Origin of the sequence: Pseudomonas sp. MD195_PC81_125, from assembly GCF_014060985.1 — a bacterium.
Classification (GTDB): domain Bacteria; phylum Pseudomonadota; class Gammaproteobacteria; order Pseudomonadales; family Pseudomonadaceae; genus Aquipseudomonas; species Aquipseudomonas parakoreensis.
The window spans coordinates 1-3,147 of the sequence record NZ_JABULD010000282.1; the positions used below are offsets into that span (position 1 = coordinate 1).

Sequence of the window (3,147 nt, forward strand, 5' to 3'; positions counted from 1 at the left end):
GGTGCAACTCGCCCATGCCGGAGATGATCGTCTGACCAGTCTCTTCATCAGTCTTAACGCGGAAAGACGGGTCTTCCTGAGCCAGCTTGCCCAGTGCGATACCCATTTTTTCCTGGTCATCCTTGGTCTTAGGCTCTACGGCAACCGAAATAACCGGCTCCGGGAAGTCCATACGAACCAGGATGATTGGCTTGTCAGCGTTGCAGAGGGTTTCACCAGTGGTGACGTCCTTCATGCCGATCAGGGCCGCGATGTCGCCAGCGCGCACTTCCTTGATCTCTTCACGGGCGTTTGCGTGCATTTGCACCATACGCCCCACGCGCTCTTTCTTGCCTTTAACCGAGTTGATCACACCGTCGCCGGAGTTCAACACGCCCGAGTAAACACGGACGAAGGTCAAGGTACCCACGAATGGGTCAGTAGCGATTTTGAACGCCAGTGCCGCGAACGGCTCGTCGTCACTTGCGTGACGCTCCATTTCCTCTTCCTCGTTATCAGGGTTGGAGCCCTTGATCGCAGGAATGTCGGTTGGAGCAGGCAGGAAGTCGATAACGGCGTCGAGAACCAGGGGAACGCCCTTGTTCTTGAACGAAGAACCGCACACAGCCAGAACGATTTCGCCAGCGATAGTGCGCTGACGCAGAGCAGCCTTGATCTCTTCGATCGACAGCTCTTCACCTTCCAGGTACTTGTTCATCAGCTCTTCACTGGCTTCGGCCGCAGCCTCAACCATGTTGCTGCGCCACTCAGTAGCCAGCTCGAGCATGTCCGCAGGGATTTCCTTGCGAACAGGAACCATACCCTTGTCAGAGTCGTTCCAGTAAACAGCCTGCATGTTGATCAGGTCGATCTGGCCCTGGAAGTTGTCTTCCGAACCGATAGCCAGCTGGATCGGCACCGGAGTGTGACCCAGACGCTGTTTGATCTGACCGATCACGCGCAGGAAGTTGGCACCAGCACGGTCCATCTTGTTTACGTAAACAAGACGTGGAACGCCGTATTTGTTGGCTTGACGCCATACGGTTTCCGACTGAGGCTCAACACCCGAGGTACCGCAGAATACAACCACAGCGCCGTCGAGTACGCGCAGGGAACGCTCAACTTCAATGGTGAAGTCTACGTGGCCCGGGGTATCGATGACGTTGAAGCGGTGTTCGTGAGGATACTGCTTCTCGGAACCTTTCCAGAAGGCGGTGATGGCAGCAGAAGTAATGGTAATACCACGCTCCTGCTCCTGCACCATCCAGTCTGTGGTCGCGGCGCCGTCATGCACCTCGCCCATTTTGTGACTTTTGCCAGTGTAAAAAAGGACGCGCTCGGTGGTGGTGGTTTTACCAGCATCCACGTGAGCGACGATACCGATGTTACGGTAGCGACTAATCGGAGTAGTACGAGCCATAAAGCCCTCGCAAAATTAGTGAAGCTAAAATTAGAAGCGGTAGTGCGAGAAAGCTTTGTTGGCTTCGGCCATACGGTGCACGTCTTCACGCTTCTTAACAGCAGCACCTTTACCTTCAGCAGCATCCAGCAGTTCGCCAGCCAAGCGCAGAGCCATAGACTTCTCGCCACGCTTACGTGCGAAGTCTACCAACCAGCGCATTGCCAGAGCGTTACGGCGGGAAGGACGAACCTCGACCGGGACCTGGTAAGTAGCACCACCAACGCGGCGCGACTTCACTTCGACCAGCGGAGCGATGGCGTCGAGTGCTTTTTCGAAGAGTTCCAGGGGATCGGTGCCGGCCTTACGAGCCTTCACGGTTTCCAGGGCACCATAAACGATACGCTCGGCAACGGCTTTCTTGCCGCTTTCCATAACGTGGTTCATGAATTTGGCGAGGATCTGGCTTCCGTATTTCGGATCGTCCAGAATCTCACGCTTTGCTGCTACGCGACGTCTTGGCATGATAAGCCCTCAAGCGGTCTTCAGGTTAGTTCGGGACAGATCCAGTGGATGCAAGCCCGACCTTACTCTTATCGACTCAATAAAATGAAAATCTGCAAAACGGCCGATTACTTCGGACGCTTGGTACCGTACTTCGAACGACCCTGGTTACGGCCTTTAACGCCGGAAGTATCCAAGGAGCCGCGAACGGTGTGGTAACGAACACCTGGCAAGTCTTTTACACGACCGCCGCGGATCAGTACCACGCTGTGCTCTTGCAGGTTGTGGCCTTCACCACCGATGTACGAGGAAACCTCGAAACCGTTGGTCAGACGCACACGGCATACTTTACGCAGTGCCGAGTTAGGTTTTTTCGGCGTAGTGGTGTACACACGGGTGCACACGCCACGACGTTGCGGGCAGTTCTGCAGCGCAGGTACGTCGGATTTCTCGACGATACGCTTACGCGGCTGACGTACCAGCTGGTTGATAGTTGCCATCTACTAGCTCCACTGTTGTCTTGCGACGCTATTGTCTTGCAAGAAAAGCAAAATGACAGGAACGGATTCCCGCCAAATTTAGGGGATCAAGAGTCTAAAGAGGATCTTGCCCCCAGTCAAGGCAAGGCCCCGACCACCCCGCCCGTCGAACCTTGACAATTTGTCTCGATTCGACGAACGGAGCGATCAGGGCCTCAGCTTATTTACCGCAGAACTCAGTTACCGCTCGAGTTCAGCGCTTCGGTCAGTGCAGCTTCCACTTCACTGGCGCTTACGCGCAACGGCTTGTCTGCATCACGACGACGCTTGCGCTCGCTGTGATAAGCCAGACCGGTACCGGCCGGGATCAGACGACCCACGACCACGTTTTCTTTCAGGCCGCGCAGGTAGTCGCGCTTGCCGGTGACTGCCGCTTCGGTCAGTACGCGGGTGGTTTCCTGGAAGGAAGCCGCCGAGATGAACGATTCGGTCGACAACGACGCCTTGGTGATACCCAGCAGAACGCGGGTGAACTTGGAGACAAACTTGTCTTCCGCGTTCAGACGCTCGTTCTCTACCAGTACGTGAGTCAGTTCCATCTGGTCGCCCTTGATGAAGCTGGAATCGCCGGACTCGGAGATCTCAACTTTACGCAGCATCTGACGCAGGATGGTCTCGATGTGCTTATCGTTGATCTTCACGCCTTGCAGACGGTAAACGTCCTGGATCTCGTTCACGATGTACTTGGCCAGCGCGCTCACACCCAGCAGACGCAGGATGTCGTGC

At 55.5% G+C, this 3,147-nt stretch carries 3 protein-coding genes and 1 pseudogene; all 4 read right to left on the reverse strand.

Annotated elements, in window-relative coordinates:
- The coding region (fusA, locus tag HT737_RS12310; protein WP_182402684.1) for an elongation factor G at positions 1-1,399 on the reverse strand (1,399 nt) is incomplete at its 3' end.
- Between the two features lie 30 nt (positions 1,400-1,429).
- The gene (rpsG, locus tag HT737_RS12315) at positions 1,430-1,903 is read right to left on the reverse strand and encodes a 30S ribosomal protein S7 (RefSeq protein ID WP_003228745.1); all 474 of its coding nucleotides are present in this window, start codon (positions 1,901-1,903) and stop codon (positions 1,430-1,432) included.
- Between the two features lie 107 nt (positions 1,904-2,010).
- The gene (rpsL, locus tag HT737_RS12320; protein ID WP_003186084.1) at positions 2,011-2,382 is read right to left on the reverse strand and encodes a 30S ribosomal protein S12; all 372 of its coding nucleotides are present in this window, start codon (positions 2,380-2,382) and stop codon (positions 2,011-2,013) included.
- A gap of 215 nt (positions 2,383-2,597) precedes the next feature.
- Positions 2,598-3,147, reverse strand: a pseudogene (locus tag HT737_RS12325) (DNA-directed RNA polymerase subunit beta'); the annotation flags it as partial.